This window comes from Aeromonas sp. ASNIH1 (assembly GCF_002934285.1).
Classification (GTDB): Bacteria; Pseudomonadota; Gammaproteobacteria; order Enterobacterales; family Aeromonadaceae; genus Aeromonas; species Aeromonas caviae.
Map to the genome: position 1 here is coordinate 2,811,087 of NZ_CP026228.1, position 22,507 is coordinate 2,833,593.

The 22,507-nt window shown below is 60.1% G+C and carries 23 protein-coding genes; 6 read left to right on the forward strand and 17 right to left on the reverse strand.

Annotated elements, in window-relative coordinates; translation table 11 throughout:
• Window positions 1-88: 88 nt before the first annotated feature.
• From C2U37_RS13790 to C2U37_RS13830, 8 genes are all read right to left on the reverse strand, one after another.
• Entirely contained in the window at window positions 89-523 is a 435-nt protein-coding gene (locus tag C2U37_RS13790) for a hypothetical protein (RefSeq protein WP_044416634.1), read from the reverse strand.
• 8 nt (window positions 524-531) lie between these two features.
• Window positions 532-2,520, reverse strand: a complete 1,989-nt coding sequence (locus tag C2U37_RS13795; RefSeq protein ID WP_103243961.1) for a conjugal transfer protein TraG — start codon at window positions 2,518-2,520, stop codon at window positions 532-534.
• Window positions 2,521-2,545: 25 nt separating this feature from the next.
• Window positions 2,546-4,285: a relaxase/mobilization nuclease domain-containing protein gene (locus tag C2U37_RS13800; RefSeq protein WP_103827475.1), complete on the reverse strand. Its 1,740-nt coding sequence runs from the start codon at window positions 4,283-4,285 to the stop codon at window positions 2,546-2,548.
• 244 nt (window positions 4,286-4,529) lie between these two features.
• Window positions 4,530-5,291, reverse strand: coding sequence for a lytic transglycosylase domain-containing protein (locus C2U37_RS13805; protein WP_103243960.1), 762 nt, complete (start codon window positions 5,289-5,291; stop codon window positions 4,530-4,532).
• Between the two features lie 3 nt (window positions 5,292-5,294).
• The gene (locus tag C2U37_RS13810; RefSeq protein ID WP_103243959.1) at window positions 5,295-5,642 is read right to left on the reverse strand and encodes a DUF736 domain-containing protein; all 348 of its coding nucleotides are present in this window, start codon (window positions 5,640-5,642) and stop codon (window positions 5,295-5,297) included.
• 46 nt (window positions 5,643-5,688) lie between these two features.
• Window positions 5,689-6,234: a S26 family signal peptidase gene (locus C2U37_RS13815; RefSeq protein WP_103243958.1), complete on the reverse strand. Its 546-nt coding sequence runs from the start codon at window positions 6,232-6,234 to the stop codon at window positions 5,689-5,691.
• 175 nt (window positions 6,235-6,409) lie between these two features.
• Complete coding sequence (locus C2U37_RS13825; RefSeq protein ID WP_001809438.1) at window positions 6,410-7,441, reverse strand: IS630-like element ISAhy2 family transposase; 1,032 nt, start codon at window positions 7,439-7,441, stop codon at window positions 6,410-6,412.
• Window positions 7,442-7,668: 227 nt separating this feature from the next.
• Window positions 7,669-9,246: a methyl-accepting chemotaxis protein gene (locus C2U37_RS13830; RefSeq protein ID WP_103243957.1), complete on the reverse strand. Its 1,578-nt coding sequence runs from the start codon at window positions 9,244-9,246 to the stop codon at window positions 7,669-7,671.
• 319 nt (window positions 9,247-9,565) lie between these two features.
• Between C2U37_RS13830 and C2U37_RS13835 the strand changes: the two genes are divergently transcribed.
• Genes C2U37_RS13835 through C2U37_RS13845 form a run of 3 tightly spaced genes read left to right on the forward strand, consistent with a single transcriptional unit; the run spans window position 9,566 to window position 13,707 of the window.
• Complete coding sequence (locus C2U37_RS13835) at window positions 9,566-10,174, forward strand: hypothetical protein (RefSeq protein WP_014003956.1); 609 nt, start codon at window positions 9,566-9,568, stop codon at window positions 10,172-10,174.
• Between the two features lie 2 nt (window positions 10,175-10,176).
• Window positions 10,177-10,737: a recombinase family protein gene (locus tag C2U37_RS13840; protein ID WP_014003957.1), complete on the forward strand. Its 561-nt coding sequence runs from the start codon at window positions 10,177-10,179 to the stop codon at window positions 10,735-10,737.
• 3 nt (window positions 10,738-10,740) lie between these two features.
• Window positions 10,741-13,707: a Tn3 family transposase gene (locus C2U37_RS13845; protein ID WP_011005944.1), complete on the forward strand. Its 2,967-nt coding sequence runs from the start codon at window positions 10,741-10,743 to the stop codon at window positions 13,705-13,707.
• 276 nt (window positions 13,708-13,983) lie between these two features.
• Here C2U37_RS13845 and C2U37_RS13855 read toward each other — a convergent pair whose 3' ends face one another.
• The 5 genes from C2U37_RS13855 to C2U37_RS13875 are packed head-to-tail and all read right to left on the reverse strand — an operon-like array spanning window position 13,984 to window position 16,453.
• Window positions 13,984-14,253: a hypothetical protein gene (locus C2U37_RS13855; RefSeq protein ID WP_104452484.1), complete on the reverse strand. Its 270-nt coding sequence runs from the start codon at window positions 14,251-14,253 to the stop codon at window positions 13,984-13,986.
• A complete protein-coding gene (locus C2U37_RS13860) occupies window positions 14,240-14,716 on the reverse strand; it encodes a putative molybdenum carrier protein (protein WP_104452485.1) in 477 nt (158 codons plus the stop codon). Before C2U37_RS13860 ends, C2U37_RS13855 begins: the two co-directional genes overlap by 14 nt.
• Entirely contained in the window at window positions 14,713-15,129 is a 417-nt protein-coding gene (locus tag C2U37_RS13865; protein ID WP_104452486.1) for a hypothetical protein, read from the reverse strand. The genes C2U37_RS13860 and C2U37_RS13865 overlap by 4 nt, the downstream gene beginning before the upstream one ends.
• A complete protein-coding gene (locus C2U37_RS13870) occupies window positions 15,126-15,770 on the reverse strand; it encodes a hypothetical protein (RefSeq protein ID WP_104452487.1) in 645 nt (214 codons plus the stop codon). The genes C2U37_RS13865 and C2U37_RS13870 overlap by 4 nt, the downstream gene beginning before the upstream one ends.
• 17 nt (window positions 15,771-15,787) lie before the next feature.
• On the reverse strand, window positions 15,788-16,453 hold the full coding sequence (locus C2U37_RS13875) for a hypothetical protein (protein WP_104452488.1): 666 nt from the start codon (window positions 16,451-16,453) through the stop codon (window positions 15,788-15,790).
• Window positions 16,454-16,596: 143 nt separating this feature from the next.
• On the opposite strand from C2U37_RS13875, the gene C2U37_RS13880 reads away from it, so the two are divergent.
• The 3 genes from C2U37_RS13880 (at window position 16,597) to C2U37_RS13890 (ending at window position 18,538) form a co-directional block, all read left to right on the forward strand.
• A complete protein-coding gene (locus C2U37_RS13880) occupies window positions 16,597-16,836 on the forward strand; it encodes a helix-turn-helix domain-containing protein (protein ID WP_011806687.1) in 240 nt (79 codons plus the stop codon).
• 464 nt (window positions 16,837-17,300) lie between these two features.
• The gene (locus C2U37_RS13885) at window positions 17,301-17,519 is read left to right on the forward strand and encodes an AlpA family phage regulatory protein (RefSeq protein ID WP_104452489.1); all 219 of its coding nucleotides are present in this window, start codon (window positions 17,301-17,303) and stop codon (window positions 17,517-17,519) included.
• Window positions 17,520-17,731: 212 nt separating this feature from the next.
• Entirely contained in the window at window positions 17,732-18,538 is an 807-nt protein-coding gene (locus tag C2U37_RS13890) for a replication protein RepA (protein WP_199416233.1), read from the forward strand.
• Between the two features lies 1 nt (window position 18,539).
• Here C2U37_RS13890 and C2U37_RS13895 read toward each other — a convergent pair whose 3' ends face one another.
• The 4 genes from C2U37_RS13895 to istA form a co-directional block, all read right to left on the reverse strand.
• Complete coding sequence (locus tag C2U37_RS13895) at window positions 18,540-19,328, reverse strand: hypothetical protein (protein WP_104452491.1); 789 nt, start codon at window positions 19,326-19,328, stop codon at window positions 18,540-18,542.
• Complete coding sequence (locus C2U37_RS13900) at window positions 19,315-19,968, reverse strand: tyrosine-type recombinase/integrase (RefSeq protein WP_199770447.1); 654 nt, start codon at window positions 19,966-19,968, stop codon at window positions 19,315-19,317. The genes C2U37_RS13895 and C2U37_RS13900 overlap by 14 nt, the downstream gene beginning before the upstream one ends.
• 167 nt (window positions 19,969-20,135) lie before the next feature.
• Window positions 20,136-20,891: an IS21-like element ISAs29 family helper ATPase IstB gene (istB, locus tag C2U37_RS13905; RefSeq protein ID WP_059296348.1), complete on the reverse strand. Its 756-nt coding sequence runs from the start codon at window positions 20,889-20,891 to the stop codon at window positions 20,136-20,138.
• A 14-nt stretch (window positions 20,892-20,905) separates the two neighbouring features.
• On the reverse strand, window positions 20,906-22,447 hold the full coding sequence (istA, locus tag C2U37_RS13910; RefSeq protein ID WP_024944013.1) for an IS21 family transposase: 1,542 nt from the start codon (window positions 22,445-22,447) through the stop codon (window positions 20,906-20,908).
• Between the last annotated feature and the right edge of the window lie 60 nt (window positions 22,448-22,507).

Below are 22,507 nucleotides of genomic sequence, written 5' to 3' on the forward strand. Positions count from 1 at the left end.
AACAACCATAATGTGGTCGTCGTACTGTAGCGTACAAATACAGGGAAACGGCGGAACGCCGGAATACTTGAAGTGGACGTGGCCGTGATTAATCCGCGTCGTGCGCGGGCGTGATGTCCTCGGAAATTTCCTGCCTAAGCTTCGGCCCGTGAGCGAGTCGCCGGCCGAGCGCGGTGACGAACGCTTCGTAGCGTTCGCCGGCTTTGGCGCGCGCCGCTGCCTGGGCGGGCTCGGGGAGCGGCGGGTTCGTCGTCAGCCAGAATCGGATGAAGACGGCCAGCGTTTCGACGGCGATTCCAAGGTCACGCTCCATACGCGCCATTCGCCGGTCGAGCTGGTCGAGCCGTTTCGTCGTAGCCGCCTCCTGCCGTTCGGCAGCGTCGGGCGACAGGAAGGAGGCGATGCCAGCTTCCGCGATCAGCGAGAGGGATTGATCGCGCCGGGCGGCGTGCGCGGCGAGCGCCTTCATGACGTCGGGTTCGAGATACACCGATAGCCGCTGCTTTTTGGGAGGCTTTGCCATGGTGCCTCCTAAAGCTCGATACCGTCGCCGGGATCGAGCGATGCTTGGCGTGCGACCTGGCGCATGGTCTGATTCATGCGCGAGAGGCGAGCGGCGTCCTCATCGGCATCGTCGCGGGGATCGATCTCGAATTCGTTTTCGATGGGCTGCATTGGCTCGACGGGCTTTGCGCGGCTCAGTTCCGGCTGATGCCGGCGCTCGGAGTCGGTCGTATCCTCATCCTCCGATCCGCGCTCGCCGTCGGTCGCGATCGACACGGTCGGCGCCGCTGGAAGCGGCAGCGCGCTCCAGTCATCGGGCCGTGCCGTTGTCCGTTTCACCAGGTTCGGCGGCGTTACGATGCGCTCCTGAAACCGGCGATCCTCATAGTACCGCGCTTTCTTCGCGCGGATCGGTGGCGTACCGGCGACCATGACGATCTCGTCGGCGGGCGGGAGCTGCATGATCTCGCCGGGCGTCATCAGTTGCCGCGCCGTTTCCGAGCGCGACACCATCATGTGGCCGAGCCAGGGCGACAGGCGATGGCCGGCGTAGTTCTTCATCGCCCGCATCTCGGTTGCGGTGCCGAGTGCGTCCGAGACCCGCTTGGCGGTCCGCTCATCGTTGGTGGCGAAGCTAACCCGGACATGGCAGTTATCGAGGATCGAGTTGTTCGGGCCGTAGGCCTTCTCGATCTGGTTCAACGACTGGGCGATGAGAAAGGCCTTGAGGCCGTAGCCCGCCATGAAGGCGAGAGCGCTCTCGAAGAAGTCGAGACGACCGAGGGCGGGAAACTCGTCGAGCATGAGGAGCAGCCGGTGGCGGTTTCCGTTCGCCTGCAGGTCCTCGGTCAGCCGGCGGCCGACCTGATTGAGGATCAGGCGGATCAGCGGCTTGGTCCGGTTGATGTCCGACGGCGGCACCACGAGGTAGAGCGTCGTCGGATGCTTGCCGCCGACGATATCCACGATGCGCCAGTCGCAGCGGCGTGTGACCTCGGCGACGACGGGATCACGATAGAGGCCGAGGAACGACATCGCTGTCGACAGCACGCCTGATCGCTCGTTGTCGGATTTGTTCAGCAGCTCGCGCGCGGCGCTGGCGATCACCGGATGCGGTCCGGCCTCGCCGAGATGGGCTGTCTTCATCATGGCGGCGAGCGTCGACTCGATCGGCCGCTTCGGATCGGAGAGGAACGCCGCGACGCCGGCAAGCGTCTTATCAGCCTCGGCGTAGAGGACATGCAGGATTGCGCCTACCAGCAATGCGTGGCTGGTTTTCTCCCAGTGGTTCCGTTTCTCCAGCGAGCCCTCCGGATCGACGAGGATGTCGGCGATGTTCTGGACGTCGCGGACCTCCCATTCGCCGCGGCGCACCTCGAGAAGCGGATTGTAGGCGGCAGATTTCGTGTTGGTTGGATCGAACAGCAGCACGCGACCATGACGCGCGCGATAGCCGGCGGTGAGCGTCCAATTTTCCCCCTTGATGTCATGGACGATCGCGGAGCCCGGCCAGGTCAGCAGCGACGGCACGACCAGGCCGACGCCCTTGCCGGATCGCGTGGGCGCGAAGCACAGCACATGCTCGGGGCCGTCATGGCGGAGATAGTCGCGGTCGAACTTCCCGAGCACGACGCCGTCCGCGCCCAGCAAGCCGGCGGCGCGGACTTCCGCGGCGACCGCCCAGCGGGCGGAGCCGAACGTCTCGGCATTCCTAGCTTCACGCGCCCGCCAGACCGACATGCCGATCGCGACGGCGATGGAAATGAAGCCACCGGACGCCGCGATATAGGCTCCCTCGATGAAAATCGGAGGTGCATAGGCGTCGTAGAAGTACCACCACCAGAAGAAGGCGGGCGGATAGTAGATCGGCCAGCCGGCCAGTTCGAACCACGGAAGTCCGAGCTGCGGCTGGAAGCCGAGCCGATAGGCCGTCCACTGCGTCGCCGCCCAGGTCGTCATCAGCACGATCAGGAAGACAGTGAGGATTTGGCCCCAGAGGATTTTGGTCGCCGACATGGCGGGCACTCCTTTCTTGATTGGGCTACATGCCGAGGCCGCGATTGCGGCCGAAGCTCCAGTCGACGCCACCGGCGCCGCGCGACACGCCGGAGACGTGCTGACCGATCTGACGCTCGATCGACGGCGACCAGGGCACGAGCTGGAAGCCGAGGCCGTCGTCGATCATGGCGAAGCGGCCCGACGCGAGCGCAAAGCGCTGGCGATAGGTGCCGGCCACATATTCGCCCGCCGCGGCCTTCGAGAATTGCCGACCGGTCTCGGCCGCAAGCTTCTCGCCAAGGGCGTCGACCTCGCGCTGGCGCAGCGTGTCGATCAGCCCGGGGGAGAAACTGACACCGCGCGTCTGCCGCTCGGCAAGGCCCTGACCAACGAGGTGCTCGGCCCGCCTGTCCATCGCGTGACGAACCTCCGCGCCGAATCCGCCGCCGCCGAGCGCGACGGGATCGCGGGCGATCGCCTGCCGGTCGAGCCAGGTGGCGCCGGTCGCATGGACCTGCCGCTCGATTTCGAGATCGGAGCGGACGGCGAGCGCGACGCGCCTGCGCCCCTGCGCGTCGTCAAATTTGCGCAGCTCCACGATCGAGCCCGGCGCGCTGTCGCCAGCGGCGTCGAGGTCGGGCAGCTTGATGTGATGGGTGCGTCCGTCGGTGCCGTCGACCACGGCATAGGCGGTGCCCTTCAACTCGTCGTCGAGACCACGGTCGACCAGCCGGCCGATGACCGGATCGTCGAGGCTCTCACCGGCAAGCACGTAGCTGGCCGCGCCGCGCTGGATGCCGCGCTCGGTCAGGCCACGGTGAATGCGCTTGATGATGTCGCCACGCTCGCCCAGCTCCCGCAGCGTCGCCTCGGCATTCTCGGACACGACCCATTGTCCGGGGCCGACCTGATCGGCGAGGCCGAGGGTCTCCAGCTTGCGGAGGCGGCCGACCTTCATCGCATGGAATTCGTCGGGCTGGCGGTCAGGGAGCGGGGCGAGATCGACGACGCCGGTGCGATAGCTGTCGCGGGCAAGCTGGCGGTCAAGATTGGTCCAGCGCTCCGCGTCGATCTGCCGTTCGAGATTGCGGCGGATCTCGTGATCGGTGCGCGGCCCCAGCTCCTGGGTGACGAGGTCCTGCGCGCGGGCGCGCATGCCTTCCTTGATATAGTCGCGCGAGATGACGAGGTCCTGACCGTCATCGGTGCGCCCGCGCAGGATGATATGGACATGTGGATTATCCGTGTTCCAGTGATCGACGCCGACCCAGTCGAGCTTGGTGCCGAGGTCTGTCTCCATCTGCCCCATCAGCTCGCGGGCGAAAGTCTTGAGGTCGGACATCTCGGTCGCGTCCTCAGGTGAGACGATGAAGCGGAAGTGATGTCGGTCGTCCTGAGTGCGCTCGGCGAAAGCCTTGGCGTCGGCCGCCTCCGTCTCCGGCCCGAACAACTTCGCCTTCTCCCCATCCCGGGTGACGCCTTCGCGCTGCAGATAGCTGAGGTGGGCGTTGAGCGGCGCCGAGCGAGCGGTGTGCCGGACGACGCGCGTCTTGATCACGGTGTTGCGCGATCGGTTGGTGAGCAGTCGATTGGCCTGGACGGTCGCTCGCTGGCCGCGCCCGAAACGCGAGCGGTTGCCCGAGCTGATCTTGCCGGAGCGCGAGACCCTGCCGCCGGCACGCTGGGCGGCGGCGAGGGCCTGGGCGATGAAGGGCCGCGTTTGCTGTGCGCGGGTGGAGCGGATACGGCCTGGCCGGATGCGGAAGTCGTCCTCGCCGCTCATGGCCGAGGCTCCGCACATCGCGCAAACGCGCGGAAATCCCTCGCGAAATGGCGAATGCGCAGGCTGCGTCGATCAGGCGCACCTCGCGCCAATTCGCCATAAGTCTCTGAAAACACACGACCGCACCAAGCCGCACATCGCGCGCTTTTATCTCGCCATCGTGCGGTTGTGTTGCCTGCTCTCCGTCCTCGGACCGCCATCCCTGCGCCAGAGCACGCCATTCCACGAAATGCCGCGAACACCGTCATCGCGGCCCCCGATCGGCGTTTCGGGCGACAAACAGGCCTGCGGATTGCGGAGCGATGGCTGTGACATCGCGCACCGGAATGGCGGCCGGAGTGTCCTCGGAAGCGCCATTGTTGGACGTCGGAACGGCGGTCGTCGCGTGTTCGGACTGCGCGATGAAGAGCGGAGACCGCGTCCAGGCGTTGGGATCGGCTGCCGCGACCGTAACGGGAGCAAGCGCGTCTGCGCCGCCGATGACGGGTGCGAGCGCGGCGACATAGGCGCGAGTTTCGGCCGGCAAAGGACGGCCGGCGAGATACTCTTCATAGCGGCCGGGACCAGCATTATAGGCCGCGAGAAACCCCGGCGAACCGTAGCGGTCGTGCATCTCGCGCAGATACGCAGTGCCCGCCAGAATGTTGTCGCGTGGATCGTAAGGATTCGCGCCGAGCCGGTGACGGACGCGCAGATCGGCCCATGTGGCGGGCATGACCTGCTTCAGTCCCATCGCGCCGGCCGACGAGATCGCCCGCACGTCGCCAGCGCTTTCGATGCGCATGACGGCACGAATCCAGTGCTCTGGAACGCCGAACCGTTGCGCTGCCTCGGTGATGAATGTGGCGTAGGAATCGGCGCGAGAGGGCCCCTCGACCGACACCGTCTGCGCAGTCGCGGTGGCGCAAAGCGGCGCGGAAAGCAGGAGGCCGGAAAGGAGAAGGAGGGCTGTGCGCCGGGCGGCGTTGGACCGCCCGACGACAGCTTTGAGGTGCGGAGCCGACATCGCTCAGTCCCGCTCGGCCCGCTTGGGCGGGCGGTTCCAGTGCAGGCCCCAGGCGGACTTGTCGTCGGCCGACTGGAAGAGGTTGGCGCGGATCGGATGCCCGAAGGTCGGATCATCGATCTGAAGCGAAACGTAGTCGCCGGCCTTCTCGCCGGTGCGCTTCCAGCCGGCGCCGATCTCCGCGCCGGTTTCGTTGTTCATGCTGTCGAGCACATGGACGCGGAAGTCGGGCGCGTTCTCGGCATCGGACGGTTCGGCCGGAACGATGATGATGTCCTGGTGCAGTGACAGCGTCGTCAGGTGGCCGACGAAGCCATCATTTTCGCGCGTGAATTGACCGATCACGGACATGGGTCGTCTCCTTCAGATTGCGGTGGACAAGGTCATGGGCGTGCCGTCACCGCGTCGGCGCGCGCCAGACGAAGCGGCCATCGCCGTCCTCGTCGGTGTAGAGGGGTGTGGCCCGGCCGATGACCGAGTTGGCGGGGAGAGGCCCGAAATAGCGGCCGTCGAGGCTGTCGCGGACCTGCCAGTTCATCAGGAACAGTTCGCCGTCCGCGACCATGCGGCAGCCCTGCCAGATCGGCAGCGAGCGACCGCGACGATCGCGGTCCAGCGCATCGCCCATCGGCACGGCATCGACCGTGATGGCGAGCCCGGTTCTGCACACACGTTGCCCGGGAAGCGCAGCAACGTGCTTCATCAGCGGAACGCCGCGCGGCAGATATCCGCCATCCGAAAGGAAGGTGGCGAGCGGCTCTGGCGCGCGCACGGCGACCAGATCCGTCACGTCGACCCGGCCGGGTTCGCCGATCGCATACAGACCGATCGGCGTGCTGGCCGAGGCATTCCAGACCAGCTTTGGTGCGAATGACGCGATCGACGTGATGCCGAGCAGCGATACGGCGGCAGTCGTCGCGAAGGCATAGCCGAGGCGGGTCATGCGCCAATCTCCCGGCGCAGGAGGAAGGCGCGATGCTGCTGCATGTCATAGGCGCGGGGCGCTTCACCGACCGTCAGACGGTTGTGGGGGAACCGCAGAATTCGGAAAAAATCGTACGCTAAGCTAACGGTGTTCTCGTGACAGCTCTTTGACTAAATAACTGATCCCAATAGTGCTACACCTTCGCTGTGCCATAGCCATTCCCCGGGAAAGGAGACACGGTATCCATGAAGTGTTTCACTCGGGCCAGCAGGTTTGCCATCCCTCTGCATTGATGATTGCGCGTGATGGTTTCATGTAACTTGTGCCATAGCCGTTCTATGTGATTAACCCAAGGGCTGTAAACTGGCTGGAACACCAGGCAGAACTTGGGATTCTTCTTCAACCATCGCTCGGTCTGTTTGCTTTTGTGAATGATGTAGTTATCGAGGATCAACGTGATGGTTTTGGCTCGTCGGTAGTGGTGGCGCAGCTTTTCCAGCATGGCAATAAACAGCGATGAGTTTTTCTTGATCCCGCTGACGTAAAGTACCCTTCCGTTGCCTGCGTGGAGAACGCCTGCCAGATAATGCTTGGCATTCTGCCCCGGTGTGACAACCCGCTTTTGCTGCGCTCTGAACATCCAGTCGGCTCCTAATTTGGGATTGAGGTCTATATCGACTTCATCCTCATAAAACACCGGATTATCGGCATCACAGCGGGCCAGCGCGGCGTCGATATTCGCCATTTTTTCCTGATAGGCTGGGTCTTTTATCCGCAAGGTCGGCACGGGCCTGCGCCAGACAATGCCCATACGAGGTAACCATCGGCGGAGCGTGGAGGCTGCCACATTGAGCCCTGTTAACCGATTGATTTTTATAGCCAATAGTTCAGTACACCAACGGCTGCGCTGATAACCAAAATCTTGCGGAGAAAACTGCATGAGCAGCACCAGTAGGGTGACAATCTTGGCGATAGGTAAGACTGGGGCACGGCCAGCCGGTAAGGCTTCTAGCGCATCTATGCCTTCATCTCGATACCACCGAAGCCAACGACCGATGGTCGAGCGCGCAGCGCCGGTAAGGTGATGAACATCGGTGATCGTGCGTCCTTCATGTAACAGCAAGATGGCCATCAAGCGACGAGCATGTCCTTTATCACGGGTGGCATGGATGATTTTGTGAATGCGGCGCCGTTGTGGTCGTGGCAGAGGTGGTAGGATAGGCATCAACTCAGTCCTTTGGGTGTGGCTTGTTTTGTTTAGCGACTAATCAGATCGCACAAACTGGACTGAGTTCCCTTCCTCCGGTGATCTACTATTCGGAACAGCTATTTAGGCTTTCTAAGGCCATTCTGATAGCCCTGACTTCCTGAAAAGCCATGGCTAAAATTTGTGCGGCTAAAAGGGATAACCGATGGTAAAGTAAGTTATCCCTGTCGAGATACTGAAAAGCGTTATCCTCGTTTTTCCCAAAACTGTTTTGCCAGTTCGCTCAGAGCGCTAGTTAACTGAGCGACAGATTTCGCACTTTGCAAATTATTCTGCCCGGTCTGTACATTGGTATCAGCAGCATCGCGTATATTGATAATACTGCGGTTTATGTCTTCACTTACTGCTCCCTGCTGCTCGACCGCAGTCGCTATTTGCGCGTTCATGTCGGTAATTTCGTTAACGCGTTGGCCAATTCCATCAAGAGCTGTAGCTGCTTCCTCTGCGTGAGCTACACTCGTGTGCGCTTGCCGACTACTTTGCTCCATGACTGTAACAGCGGATTGCGCTCGCTCTTGTAGAGCGCTGATCATGCTTTGAATATCCGTTGTCGATTGCTGTGTGCGAGCAGCAAGACTGCGAACCTCATCGGCGACAACAGCAAAACCACGCCCCTGCTCACCAGCACGTGCGGCCTCAATTGCTGCGTTGAGTGCCAACAAATTCGTTTGCTCGGCGATCCCTCGTATAACGTCAAGAACTTTTGATATCTCGTTACTTTGACCTTCAAGCTCATGAATAACCTGAGCGGCTTGCCTAATTTCACCTTCAAGGGCAGTGATTGACTGGCTTGTGTAGGCTACCAGACGCTGGCCAGATGCCGTCTCAGTGTCTGCTCTTCCGGCCGCATCTGCAGCATGCTGTGCATTGCTCGCAACCTCTTGAATGCTTGCCACCATTTGGTTTACTGCCGTTGCTATTTGATCTGTCTCTGCCTGCTGCTCAACTGTAAGTACATTGCTTGACTCAATATCCTTTAGTAGGCCTCGGGTGTGTTCGCTAAGCCGATTTGATGCATCACCTATGCGACCTACTATGGCGCCTGTTTCAGCTTGCATCATTCGTAAAGCAAACTCTATTTGGCCAAACTCATCGGTGCGCCCAGTGTAGAGGGATTGACTTAATGGGTTATTGGAAATATTCCTGGCTCTTTCAACCAGTCTTCCAAGAGGAGAGAGAATAGCCAAAACACTAACAGAGCTTAAGCTTCCTGACATTAAAGTGGCTAACAATAAGCTGCTTATTGATGTATCAGTAAGCATGCCGGCAGCCATTGCGCTTGATATAATACTACCCCATATGAGCAAGAGTATTTTCACGGAAAAGCTAGCAGCCAATTTCGGCCTCGCGGCCTTCCCGCTTCTCAATTGAGCATATAATTTTTCCGCAGCCAAAACCTGCTCAGGTTCAGGCTTGGTCCTTACAGACTGGTATTCAACAATCGAACCATTCTTAGCTATTGGCGTTACATAAGCACTTACCCAATAGTGGTCGCCATTTTTACAGCGATTTTTTACTAGCCCCATCCATGAGCGGCCAGATTTTAATGTACTCCACATATGCTCAAATGCAGCAGGCGGCATATCTGGGTGTCTTACGATGTTGTGAGGCTGGCCTAATAGTTCTTCCTCAGTGAAACCACTGATTTTAATGAAGTCAGGATTAACGTACGTGATATGGCTTTGAGGGGAGGTAGTCGAAAGAATATTGGCATCTTTTGGGAGTTCTAAGTTTCGACCCGTCACTGGTAAATTCTGGCGCATAAGAACCTCAAGGGTTGGCTGTTTTATTTTATTGTTTTCGGCATTAAGCCCAATTTCTTGAGCGTTACGATAAAGCTAGCATGGAAACGATAGGTGCAAGCAAGTTAAGGGTTGCATCGCGCATGTCAATCTAGGCTATACCCTAACTGGATGTCAGGCAGAACCGCGCAGCTCCGTCAGAATAGAGTCTTCTTTCGCATTCTTTGACACATGCCCGCAAAGGTCATAGATTTCAGCCTGACAAAAGCAGGGCTTGAGGCGCAACGGAACAGAAAGTGCACTTAGCCCCCTTGCTCACCTTCAACGCGGAGTTGTTCTGATGACCTTTCTATGGGTTGGATTAGGGTTGGTAGTCGCCGGGCTGTGGTGGGGAACGGTTGTCTGGCGGCGGGAGCAGGCAGACCCTTGGATAAATCCACCAACTCCCGAGGCGCGGCGTTTGCTTCGAGCCGCGAGCCTGCATTTGCATTGCCACATTCTCGGCAGGCCTGCGGTAGACCAGGACGCGCCGTCGTTCGTTGGGGTAGATGCCCTCCAGGCACTTTATCTACGTGACGGGGTGATCTTTTTCGAGAAGGGGATCGCCACCTTGCCGGATGGAACCCAAGTCGAGCTGGGGGCACTCACTCATGAAGTGCTCGAAGTGCTTCGAGAAACCTACAGCGCCTTGGATGCCGCTTCAGCAGTGATCACTGACTATGCCACCACCTTCAATACTCCCGAAGAGTTAGAGAAGAGCGAGAATGAAATCCTGCGAAAGATCGCTGGCTACGGGAACATGTACCCGATGCAGAGCGCGATCGCTCGACTGGCATTGTTACTCAATCTCGATCCCGACAAGAACGATGTTGGGATTGGCGGCAAAGTGTTGTGGGAGCGCATCCGCCGTTGGCGTTGGCCCGAGCGCCATTTCTCGGCGGAGCAGTAGGCGTGCAGGGACATCGCATTGGCTACGTCCGGGTCAGCAGCTTCGACCAGAACCCGGAACGCCAGCTGGAGGAGACCGAGGTGAGCAAGGTGTTCACCGACAAGGCCTCGGGCAAGGACACTCAGCGCCCCCAGCTCGAAGCGCTGCTGAGCTTCGTCCGCGAAGGTGACACCGTGGTAGTGCACAGCATGGATCGCCTGGCGCGCAACCTCGATGACCTGCGCCGCCTTGTGCAGAAGCTGACCCAGCGCGGCGTGCGTATCGAATTCCTGAAAGAGGGCCTAGTCTTCACCGGCGAGGACTCGCCGATGGCCAACCTCATGCTGTCGGTGATGGGTGCCTTCGCCGAGTTCGAGCGCGCCCTGATCCGCGAGCGGCAGCGTGAGGGTATCGCCTTGGCCAAGCAGCGTGGCGCGTACCGAGGCCGCAAGAAAGCCCTGTCCGATGAGCAGGCTGCTACCCTGCGGCAGCGAGCGACGGCCGGCGAGCCCAAGGCGCAGCTTGCCCGCGAGTTCAACATCAGCCGGGAAACCCTCTACCAGTACCTCCGCACGGACGACTGATACATGCCGCGTCGCTTGATCCTCTCGGCCACGGAGCGGGACACCCTGCTTGCGTTGCCAGAAAGCCAGGATGACATGATCCGCTACTACACCTTCAACGACTCCGACCTGTCGCTGATCCGCCAGCGGCGCGGCGACGCCAACCGCCTAGGCTTCGCGGTGCAGCTCAGCCTGCTGCGCTACCCCGGCTATGCGTTGGGCACCGACAGCGAGCCGCCCGAGCCGGTCATCCTGTGGGTGGCCAAGCAGGTTCAGGCCGACCCGGCGAGTTGGGCGAAGTACGGCGAACGCGACGTGACCCGCCGCGAGCACGCCCATGAACTGCGCACCTACCTGCAACTGGCCCCGTTTGGCCTGTCCGACTTCCGCAACCTCGTGCGCGAGCTGACCGAGTTGGCCCAGCAGACCGACAAGGGCTTGCTGCTGGCCAGCCAGGCTCTGGAGAGCCTGCGGCAGAAGCGGCGCATCCTGCCGGCGCTGAGCGTAATTGATCGGGCCTGCTCGGAGGCCATTGCGCGGGCTAATCGGCGGGTCTACCGCGCCCTGGTCGAACCACTCACGGACTCGCACCGTGCCAAGCTGGACGAACTGCTGAAGCTCAAGGCCGGCAGCAGCATCACCTGGTTGACCTGGCTGCGCCAGGCACCGCTGAAACCCAACTCTCGGCACATGCTTAAGCACATCGAGCGGCTGAAGACATTTCAGCTGGTGGACTTGCCCGAAGGGCTGGGCCGGCACATCCACCAGAACCGCCTGCTCAAGCTGGCCCGCGAAGGGGGGCAGATGACGCCCAAAGACCTTGGCAAGTTCGAGCCGCAGCGGCGCTACGCGACCCTGGCCGCCGTAGTGCTGGAGAGCACCGCGACTGTGATTGATGAGTTGGTCGATCTGCACGACCGCATCCTGGTCAAGCTGTTCAGCGGCGCGAAGCACAAGCATCAGCAGCAGTTCCAGAAGCAGGGCAAGGCGATCAATGACAAGGTGCGCCTGTACTCGAAGATCGGCCAGGCTCTGCTGGAGGCAAAGGAAAACGGCAGCGATCCGTACGCCGCCATCGAGGCGGTGATTCCCTGGGACGAATTCACCGAGAGCGTCAGCGAGGCCGAGCTGCTGGCCCGGCCGGAGGGCTTCGACCACCTACACCTGGTCGGCGAGAACTTCGCCACCCTGCGCCGTTACACGCCGGCCCTGCTGGAGGTGCTGGAACTGCGCGCTGCACCGGCCGCGCAAGGCGTGCTGGCGGCCGTGCAGACCCTGCGCGAGATGAACGCCGACAACCTGCGCAAGGTGCCGGCGGATGCCCCTACCGCCTTCATCAAGCCGCGCTGGAAGCCGCTGGTGATCACCCCGGAAGGCCACGACCGACGCTTCTACGAAATCTGCGCGCTGTCCGAGCTGAAGAACGCCCTGCGCTCCGGTGACATCTGGGTCAAGGGTTCACGGCAGTTCCGCGACTTCGACGACTACCTGCTGCCGGCAGAGAAGTTCGCCGCGCTCAAGCGGGAACAGGCCCTGCCCCTGGCGATCAACCCGAACAGCGACCAGTACCTGGAAGAGCGCTTACAGCTGCTGGACGAGCAGTTGGCCACCGTAACCCGGCTGGCCAAGGACAACGAGCTGCCCGATGCCATCCTCACCGAGTCCGGGCTGAAGATCACCCCGCTGGATTCTGCGGTGCCCAATACCGCGCAGGCGCTGATCGACCAGACCAGTCAGCTGTTGCCGCGCATCAAGATCACCGAACTGCTGATGGATGTGGACGACTGGACGGGTTTCAGCCGCCACTTCACCCACCTGAAGGACGGTGCCGAGGCCAAAGACAGGACATTGCTGCTGTCAGCAATCCTGGGCGATGCGATTAACCTCGGGCTGACCAAGATGGCCGAGTCGAGCCCCGGCCTGACCTACGCCAAGCTGTCCTGGCTGCAAGCCTGGCACATCCGCGACGAAACCTATTCGGCGGCCCTGGCCGAGCTGGTCAACCACCAGTACCGCCATGCCTTCGCCGCCCACTGGGGCGACGGCACCACCTCATCCTCCGATGGCCAGCGCTTCCGGGCGGGCGGCCGGGGCGAAAGCACCGGGCACGTCAACCCGAAGTACGGCAGCGAGCCGGGGCGACTGTTCTACACCCATATCTCCGACCAGTACGCACCGTTCAGCACCCGCGTGGTGAATGTCGGCGTGCGTGACTCCACCTATGTGCTCGACGGCCTGCTGTACCACGAGTCCGACTTGCGGATCGAGGAGCACTACACCGACACGGCCGGTTTCACCGATCACGTCTTCGCCCTGATGCACCTGCTGGGCTTCCGCTTCGCACCGCGCATCCGCGACCTCGGCGAAACCAAGCTGTATGTGCCGAATAGCGTCCAGGACTACCCGACATTGCGCCCAATGGTTGGTGGCACCCTGAACATCAAGCACGTCCGCGCCCATTGGGACGACATCCTGCGCCTCGCCAGCTCGATCAAGCAGGGCACCGTCACTGCCTCGCTGATGCTGCGAAAGCTCGGCAGCTATCCACGCCAGAATGGCCTTGCCGTGGCCCTGCGCGAGCTGGGCCGGATCGAACGCACCCTGTTCATCCTCGACTGGCTGCAAAGCGTCGAACTGCGCCGCCGCGTGCATGCTGGACTGAACAAGGGTGAAGCGCGCAACTCCCTGGCCAGGGCGGTGTTCTTTAACCGCCTCGGCGAGATCAGGGATCGGAGCTTCGAGCAGCAGCGCTACCGGGCCAGCGGCCTGAACCTGGTGACGGCCGCCATTGTGTTGTGGAACACGGTGTACCTGGAGCGCGCCACTCAGGGGTTGGTCGAGGTCGGCAAGCCGGTGAACGGTGAGTTGCTGCAATACCTGTCGCCGCTGGGCTGGGAACACATCAACCTGACCGGCGATTACGTCTGGCGGCAGAGCCGCAGGCTGGAGGACGGGAAGTTCAGGCCGCTACGGTTGCCCGGAAAACCTTAGCGTACGATTTTTTCCGAATTCTGCGGGCTCCCCATCTACAACCGTCTGCGCGACGAGTCGAGCTGGGGCACGGCCTTTGCCGAGCGACTGGATGATGATGTCCTGTCCCGCCTGCAAGCCTTGCCACCGCGCAGTGTGCGTCTGGTTCTGCAGCGGGCCTTGGGTTCGGCAGCTCGTGATGACCGAGGAATCGTCCAGGTGCAAGACATCAGACCGCTGGTCGAGATCAGCCGCCGTGGCGTTGGCTTTGTCAGCGAGGGATGGAATTGAGGTTGCTCAGCGTTGTCCGGATAGCCAGGCCGCACCGGCGGCCAGTGCATCGGCCACGCTGGGGTAAGTGGTCGATGGGCCGCTGATGATGCAGGGCTGGGTTTCGCCGTCGCCTTCCACCGTCCACAGCTCCCAGGTTCCATCGTTTTTCCAGCTGGGGATGGCGGTGTAAGGTTTGTCTTTCAGCGCAGCCAGCGCGGCATCCACTTCGGGGCGGATCTGCAGCTCACCCGAATAGATATAAGGTGTCGCGCAGCGGGCGTCAGATGGGTTCATGTTCCGTGCTCCAAAAAAGCGCCAGTAGTGCGCTCGCCTGCAAGTAAATACCGGGGTTGCGAGCTTCACTCGGGCCAGCAATGTTGAGAATAGCGATGGGATGGCTAACCAACCAGTCTTGCCATGCCGCCAACAGCTCTTCTGTAGGGGCATGCAAATCGCACAGCAGCAGCGGCTTGCCGTGTCCCGCCGCCAGATCGCGAGTGAGCAGGCTGCCACCTTCGAGCCTGTCCCAGTAAATGATCAGCGTGGCGTCAGCGTCCAGCACATTGCGCTTGGTACGCTGGCGATAACCGCTGGATTCGGTCTCCATCAACTGGTAGCGAGCATCCAGTACGCCATCAGCGGCCCGTCGGCCTGCCGGGCAACAGCCTCCATGCGGAATGTGCTGGGCAATGGCGAAATCCAGCGCAGCCCTGTCTACGCCGGTTTGGCCGCCGGAGATGATGCGCTGAATGTTCACCCTTGCCCCGTTGCGGTGACCGTGCAACTCACTTGAACCTCTGCGCCGGGCTGATCTGCCGAGAGCTGGCCGATGCGTCCGCGCTGGCTGGCAAGTGTCAGTTGCTTGCGCACCTGTGCCAGGCTGCGCTTTTCGATCACTGCGGTATAGCTCGCACCCAATTCACCATCCGGGTCGATGAACAGCTCGATCCGCTTCACCGGCAGGCCGAATGCCGTGAAGCTGCGCGCCGGCGTCAGCGACCAACTGCCGGGAGCATTGGGCGCAATGCCGTCCAGTACGTGCAACGGCAAGGCTTGACGGCATTCCACGGCGGCTACGATGGCTGGCTCGATCCGCAACCAGTGGTTGAGGTCTGGGGCAGTGCCATCCATCAGCACCACCGGCATGGCTGCCAGTAGCAACGCTTTCATCCCTTGATGTTCCTGATCCAGAAGCGGCGGTCATCGACCGTGAAGTTGGGGTCATAGCCGACCAGGGTCAGCAGCGAACCGACATAGTAAAGGCCGAACTGATTCATCAGCCAGCGCTCCATCGCCGGGTCGCTTGGCAGCTTACTGTACGGTGGGATTGGCCCGTCACTGCGAACCTGGCCGCTGGTTTTGCCGGAGATGGAAAAGCGCTTCCAGGTCAGCACGAAATTATTCGACTGTTTCGGCAGCTCCGGCGCGCAAAGCGACAGATTGCTGAAGCGCTCGGGGCGCTTGGCGTCGTGCCAGAGCACTGCGTCAAAGCGAATGCAATCACTGGCTTTGAGCGTGAGGCTACGGGTCAGGGTCATCTGATCAGCCGGAATTTGCAGATTGCTGATCACCACCTTGGGCCACTCCGGGGCGCGACCGTCGGTAGACAGATTCTGGCGCAAGGCGTTATGCAGTGGAGTGCCCAGCAAGCTGTTGCGGTTTGCCGCGCTTGCGGGCGTAGCCGCTTGCGACAGACTGGCCCCAATGGATTGTCCCAGTCCGTTCAGGGAGCCCAGCGCTCCCTGCATGTCAGTTGTGGCACAACCCGTCAATACAAAAGGCAGAAGCAATAAGCTCCGGTAGTGTTTCATCGCAGTTCCTCGCGAGGTTATCCGTTGAAGATGGTATTGAGCCGGGCGCACCAGGTTTCCGCCGCCCGACGGCTCATGGGAAAACTGAGTACTGGTCGTTGCGGATCGGCGGTTTGCAGCTCGATGGCGAAGTCTTTCGCGCGTACCGTGCGCTCGAAGGTCGGCACGCTCATGCCGCTGGCGTTGACCTGACGGCTACCGCCGTTCATCTCCATGCTCTCGACCTCGCGCCAGGTCATCCGCCAACCAAGCAGCCAGGAGAAGTCGTGCAGTTTGTATGCGTCATTAACCACATCACAGGCCGCGATCTTGCGATTCTGAGAGTCAAAAACAAGGAATGCCGGTGCGGGATAACCCAGGAGATGTCCAGCATCGAATGACAGGCCCTGCTGGCCGTTGATCCTGGCGACAAGGGCCTGGCAGCGGGCCTGCAAGCGCGCGAGAAAGCGGAAGGACAGCGTGAAGATCGCCAGCGAAATCAGTAGATACAGCGCCCATTCGCTGGTCATCAAGGCCCACCAACTTGGCCTCCCCCACAGAGAGCCAGCTGGCCCCATGTTGGATAGCCCAGCCTGCACGATGATGAGCACAAACACCGCCGCCATCAGCCCAGCTATTCCCGCCACCGGAACTGCCAGCCCCGCCGCCGCGCCCATCCCCGCAGACTTCCAGACGCTTGCCATACGTCATTCCCTCCATTTTGCTACTCATAGAGGTCATTTTATGGCACATGCATTCAATTGTCACTCATAGTGCGGGTACTTATCGGGCGTAGCCCTATAGAGGGGGTACTTATAGAGTCATTTCTCTTTAAGAAGAGAAAAATATGGCCCTTGATCCCCGACTACGCTTCGGCCTGAAGCTGATAGAAATCAGAAAGACCAGAGGGTGGTCGCAAGAACGCCTGGCACTGGAAAGTGGCTTGGCACGCAGCTATCTGGGGGGTGTTGAGCGTGGGCAGCGCAACATCGCATTGCTCAACATTTTCAAGCTGGCCGAGGCGCTGGGGGTGGAGCCTTCAGTACTGCTGGAGGCACCGGCGGCTGGACAGGAACCTGCACCCTAACATCGTAGCGTTACGATGCCAGATAGTTGTCTCCTCAGGCCACATGGTGTAGCACCGTGAGTGCGTGGAGGTGGAGTCGTCTTGCCAATCGCTGACTGCAGGTGGTTGATGCGTCCCAGATTCCGGTTTTTCCACAGAATGCAAGGCTTTTATAGGCTACTCATTTAAAGGAAATATCTTAAAGGCAAGAACTACAGGTTTTGGGAGGTGCCGATTCAGCATGGTGCAGGGTTCCGATTCGGCACGCTTTCTGGGGGGCTTGGGGTTCCGATTCGGCACACGGCAGGGGTGCCGAATCGGCATGAATAAGTGCGTTATCCACAGGCATATCTGGCTCCTTGCTCACAGCCCTTACGGCGCGGCTAGGTTATCGTGCAGGCACTCTTCAAAACTCGTTCTCTCTGATTTGCGCCTCGCGCCACTACTGTCGCCTCATTGGTTATTCAGGTTCAGTGAGGAGCACGATGGACGATCAGCAAGGGCAAGAGGTTGCCATTCTTCGCAGGCCGCAGGTTGAAAAGAGAACCGGCCTTACCAAATCAGGCATCTATTTTCTGATCAGGGAGGGTGATTTTCCTCGTCCAGTACGGTTGGGGAAGCGGGCTGTCGGGTGGATTGAGTCGGAGATCACGACTTGGCTTCGCGAGAAGACCAGCCATCGCTCGTTGGTCGTTCGGGGTTGAGTTGTTTCCGCATGCCGAGCCCATCCTCCAACAGTGCCCGCCTTGCGCTGGCAGAGCTACGACGGATCGTTGATCCGAGCCCCAGTGGTCAAGCAGCGAGGAGTGAGCCTCCTGTTCGCAGAAAGGAGTGCGTCCTCTCGATTCGTGACCGCAAGCTGCTTGACTCTGCCGCCGACATTGCTCTCGGCTCAACGTCTGAGAACGCGGTGTTCATGCATACTGTTCTCTGCCAGGTTGGCTTGCCGCGCCGTGCTGTTGATGGCACTTCATTTGAGCGACGATCAGGAGGGGCGGCACTCCTTGTCGAGGCTGGAAAACTGTGGGATGGCGAAAAGTTTGTGCAGCAGCCGATTCCGTATGGCACAAAGCCTCGACTCATACTTGCCTACTTGAATACCTATGCCGTTCGCCATCGAACGCAGGAGATCGAGGCGGGGAAGAGTGCGTCGGCATTTCTGAAGATGCTTGGCATTCAACCGAATGGCGGCAAACGCGGGAGCTATACCGAGTTCAAGAAGCAGATGACTGCACTGGCCGCCTGCAAGGTGACCCTGGGATTGAATGTGGGAAATAGTCCCACTACACGATATGCAAACCCGATAAATGAGTTTCAGGCATGGGCATCGAATGATGGCTGTCAAAACAATTTATGGCCAAAAAAAATCATTCTATCGCCAGAATACTTTGACGCTCTGGTAACTGATCGGCATGCCGTTCCTATGGACATTCGAGCGTTTCACGCGCTATCAGGCTCCGCGCTAGCGATGGACATCTATGTCATGCTCGCGGAAAGGCTGCACAGAATAGGAAGCAGGCCAGTGAGGTTGAATTGGGCAAATTTGCGCGAGCAGTTCGGGCAGGAGTATGCGACTGACACCAATGGAAAGAAAAACTTCAAGACGAAGTTTTTGAAGGCGCTTGTTTCTGTTCAGGCCGTCTACCCCAAGGCGAAAATCAGTCAGGTTAGGGGCGGGATTCAACTGTTTTCTTCGCCGCCTCCGATCCCCAAACTGGTATAAATTATGTCTGCCCAAGGCCGATTTCCAGTTCTGGGTAGCGCTTTCTCAGGGCGGCGTATGAAGCCATCAACCTCGTATGCTCACGCTGCTCAATTGCTTCCAGTGCAGAGAAGAAGCTCTGCTTGGCTGCATCGAGCAAGGCAAAGCTCTCGCCAGACGACAAAACCTCACAGAAAGCTTCCCAGGCGTTGATCTGCGACCAAAGTGGCATCAAGACCATTTCATGTCTTAGCAAGGCCCTGACGAGTTGTCGGCCACGATTCTGCTCGTCATTGATTCTTGCTGCGTCTTCAAGTGCCTTTTGAATGAGTATCGCAGACCAGCGCTTTACTATTTCCCGCAATAATCCAAAGCTCATGGCTCGGCCATCATGGGGCAGTGCCTTCATCAACGGTCGATTTGGCTCGGAGGGGGGCGGCATTGGTGGCGCGGCTTCCGTCGGTGGCAGCGGCGGAGCCTGAATGCCGAAAGCATCTTCTACCGGTCTTGGAGGGATGGTGTCTTTCTTTCCATGTCTTCCGTACCATGTTCGCCACAGCCTTTTCTCCGTGACGCTGCGATGTCGGTGAGCCACGTAAGCGCGCCATTCTGCACCTGCGTGGTCGCTCCCTAGCAACATTCGCTCCAACTCATACTGAGAAGTTCCCGCCATCGAATTCTCGATATGTCGAAGAACTTCGGCAACCAGCGCTCCGGGTACGCTTTTGTGCAGTCGGCTACGGCCTTCGTTCAATAGGGCCTGCCCATAGCGCAAGCCCTCAAGGAACCGCGCGTCGTCATTTCCCATCATCGTCTGCGCTCTTGATCTCATCAGCAGCTCTCAGATAATCGGCCCATGCCTGCATGATCTCGCGCCGCTCATTCAGCAGCAGGGCCTTGTTGTAAGTAGCTCGCACCTTGTTGCTTTCGACGTGGGCGAGCTGGCGTTCAATGGCATCTGGCCTGAACCCCTGTTCATTGGCCCACGTCGAGAAAGTGGTACGCCAGCAGTGAGGTGTTGTGCGCTCTCCGAGCTTCATGTCACGCATGGCGTAAGTGAGCCTATTCGGCGTCGTGAACCCTTCCCCGCTGCGATGAGGGAAGAGGTAGCGTCCAGCCCCTGTGATTGGTCGCAGGGTTTCCAGCAGTTCCAAAGCCTGCTCTGACAGCGGTGACACGTGGTCGCGGCGTGCTTTCATCTTGGCCGCAGGCCGTCGCCAGAGCTTCGCCTCGATGTCGAACTCGCTCCACTCAGCATCGGCAGCTTCTCCGGGGCGGCAAGCTGTGAATGCGATCAGGCGCAGGCATATAGCGGTCTCGGGATAGCCGCGATAGGCGCGAAGAGCGCGGTAGAAGGCGCGGATTTGATCAGCGGTCAGTACGGCTTTGCTTTTGCTGACCGGAATTTTCAGCAGGCCGCGAAGTCCCGGAATCGGGTTGGAATCGACCAATCCGCGGATAACCGCATACTGGAAAATAGCCGATAGGTCGCCTTTGACGTGGATGCCTGCCCACGCCCCGTGGTCTTCGCACGCTTCTGCGTATTCCGGCGAAGTTGAACAGCCATTCCGGCCAACGTGAACACCCTGATCCTTAACGCGCTCACGTCATCCCGTTTCTAACTCGACTGTTCAGATTGGGTCAACTCACTTCTCCTCTTTCTCATCGATTCTCCCTTCAGTGACAGCCGGTGAGCGTTGTGCATCAGCCGGTCCAGGATCGCATCTGCCAGGGTGTTGTCCCCCAAGCTCGCGTACCACTCTTCCGTTGGCAACTGACTGACCACGACCGTCGAGTATTTCCCATACCGATCATCCATGATCTCCAGCAGTGCGTTGCGTTGCTCGGCATTCACCGCTTCCAGTCCCCAGTCATCAAGGACCAGTAGCTCTATCCTTGCCAGTTGACCCAGCAGTCTGGCGTAACTGCCATCTACCTTGGCCTGGCTCAGTTCAAGCAGCAGACGTGGCAGCCGGTAGTAACGAGTGCTATGCCCTTGCTGACAGGCTTGGTAGCCCAGCGCACAAGCCAGGTAGGTTTTTCCACAGCCACAGGGGCCGGTAATGAGCAGGTTCTGGCCTCGGCGCAGCCACTCTCCTTGGGCCAGGTTTGCAACCTGTGACCGCTCCAGGTTGCGTGCAGACTGGTAGTCCACCTCTTGCACCGTGGCTTGGAGTTTGAGCCGCGCCTGCTTGACTAGCCGAGCTTGTTTACGTTGCTCCCGGCTCAGTTGTTCGTGTTCGACCAGCAGGCTTAGACGCTCGATGAAGGGCAGCCCTTCGTAGGTACTGGCCTGTTCCAGTTGTTGTTGCACTGCATCCGCCATGCCGGTCAGTTTCAGGTTTCTCAGGCGGGTCAGGGTTTGTTGGGTCATGGGGCGTATCCTCTTTAGTGGAAGCTCTGGGGGCCACGGATGTTCTCGTGCTCTTGCGATAACTCTGGGTAGCTCAGCGGGCTTGCGGGCAGTTTGTCGCGGCCACTGCTCAGCACCGACTTGAGCTGTTTGAGTCGCACCAGTCCTTCCCGATTAGCCAACTGGCAGCAGGCCTCGACCCGTGATGGCGGATACTCCCGGCTAAGACTCAGTAGCCCCAGGCAGAGTCGGTATGCCTGCTCGGCATGGGCTTTCTCTTCCAGCCGTTCGCTAACCCAGCACAAGGTGCCCGGTCCGATGTCAGCAGCCCATTGCTTGAGACGGCCTGGCGTCCAGCGTTGCTGTTTGCTGTGGCGTTCCGGCATATGTTCCGGGAGCGTGCTCATCCCCGGGATGGTTTTACGCGGATGGCTCGCGACCAGATGTTGCTGGTGATAGACCTGAAGCAAAGTGTCGCCAGCATGGAGCTCCAGTTGCTGGCCCACATACTGGTGTGGCACCGAGTAGTGGTGCTGCTCATAGCTGACGTGATAGTCGATGTTGACCTTGACCGTTTTGATGGCGACATAGCGATAGGGATGCACCGGCAGTGGTCCCAGCGCCGGGCGGTCCAACTGCTCAAACGCCTCGCGCCGGTTACCGGGCAGTTGCTTGAACGGGCGCTCGTTGAGTTCGTCCAGCAAGGCCCGGATGCACTGGTTGAGCTCGGCCAGCGAGAAAAAGGTCTGGTGGCGCAAGCGGGCGAGGATCCAGCGCTCGACGATCTGCACACCCACCTCAGCCTTGGCTTTATCCTTGGGCTTGTAAGGGCGAGCTGGCATCACTGCCACCTGATAGTGCTCGGCCAACTGCTGGTAGCTGGGGTTGAGCTCGGGATCGTATCGGCAAGCCTTGCTGACACCGCTTTTGAGGTTGTCGGGGATCAGCAGTGCCGGTGTACCGCCGAAAAACTCAAAGGCACGGACATGGCTTTGCAACCAGTCCGGCAGTGACTGTGACCAGGTAGCCTCGGCAAAGGTGTAGTTGGACGCACCAAGCACGGCGACAAAGATCTGGGCCTGACGGACCTCCCCCGTGGAGGGCGAGGCGATGGGCACCGTGGGCCCGCAGTAGTCGATAAAGAGCTTTTCCCCCGCCTTGTGGATCTGGCGCATGGAGCGCTTTTGCAACTGACACCAGGATTTGTAACGGTCGCAGAACTGGGAGTAGCTGTAACAGCTGTTGGGATAGCGCTGGGTGTACTCCTCCCAGAGCAGTTGTTTGGAGACCCCCTTACGCTTGAGCTCCTGATGGACAGAGGGCCAATCCGGTACAACATGGCGGGCCGAGATGGTGGTATCGGCCTGCGGATAGAACAGGGCCGCCAGTTGGCCATCATCAAGCTGGCTAGGTAAGGGCCAGGTCAGGCCGAGCGTCTGGGCACTTTTGAGGAGTTTCTGGATGGAGCCAACGCTGACCTTGGTGCAGCAACTTATCTGGCGAACAGAGAGGTCAGCTTCCAGCCGCAGTCGCAGCACTTCACGAATTTTACGCATTGCAATCCTCTTGGCAGACATAGGCTCTTCCCTGGCAAAAGGGAGAGCGTATCAAAGGTTGTTAAATCAATGCGTTAAGGA